Source organism: Pedobacter sp. 05L430, assembly GCF_056397585.1.
Genome location: NZ_JBFTNT010000558.1, coordinates 1 through 1,040, shown reverse-complemented (window position 1 = coordinate 1,040; position 1,040 = coordinate 1). Strand labels below are relative to the sequence as shown.

The following is a 1,040-nucleotide window of genomic DNA, read 5'->3' as shown; positions in this document are numbered from 1 at the left end:
GAACTGTATTGTCTGGGAAGGTTCTTTACCAGAAAATAAGTAATCACCCCCGTTAGTAGAGGTACTAATATCAAAACCCATTTATACTTGCCTAGAAGTCGTAAAAATGCTTTTATGTCCATTATAACTGTTAAATTATATTTCCTATTTAATCTTTCACAAGATATTACTTAATTGAGTCCAATACAAGTTCGTAATTAGACCAAAGCAAAATTTATTTTTTGTCTTTTATCTCCAAAAAAAAGGCGATTATAAAACATATTACACCCGGAATAACAAAAATTTCAAATGGCATTAGCTGGTTAGTTTAGGTTCGTTATTTATTGATGGTAATGGATCTTTTTTATCAAAATACACGCTCTGAAATATAAATGCCAACGATACAGAGGCTACCACTGCCGACGGCATTGAATTGATTACTTCGTTACCATAGCTACAGAAAAAAATACCCGCTGTTGCCGAAAGCAGTGCAATACACTTATACCTAAGCTTTACATTATTAAGTTTCCAGATTATCCCACAGCATTTACCCAGAATATACATCATCATAGAAAACCAAATTGTTAGCCCAACAATGCCATACATTGCCCAAACTTTAACCCAGTAGCTATCAGGTGCTATTGTTGATAAAAATTTATCCTTATTATATTCCCTGCCCCAGGTACCAATTACCCCCAAACCTCCTCCAAAAGGATTATGTTTAAGGTATTCGCCAAGGATCATTTGATTATTAAACCTAACATTCAATGAGGCTTCCTTAGGATTTACAGCACTTCGTAGCCTGTAAATTTCATAACTGCCATTACCTATGGTGGTAAACTTTAAAAACCCGACAAACAATAAAGTGATGATCAAACCATACATTAATACTTTCACGTTCTTTGTCAGGAAAATCAGAAACAACACCCCTACCACCAAAGCAAAAAATGCACCTCTGGTTCCCGAAATCARCATTCCGTAAAAAGATAATCCGGCAGCAATCAGGGCAAGTACCCTTTTCCATGATTTGAACGGAGCTATTGCAAGCACAATAGCAATCA

Annotated in this window: 1 protein-coding gene; it reads right to left on the bottom strand. The window is 35.5% G+C overall.

All coding sequences use genetic code 11. From position 1 onward, the window contains the following. Window positions 1-294: 294 nt before the first annotated feature. On the bottom strand, window positions 295-1,040 hold a 746-nt coding region (locus tag AC1DG9_RS27295), incomplete at its 5' end, for an O-antigen ligase family protein (protein WP_477635723.1).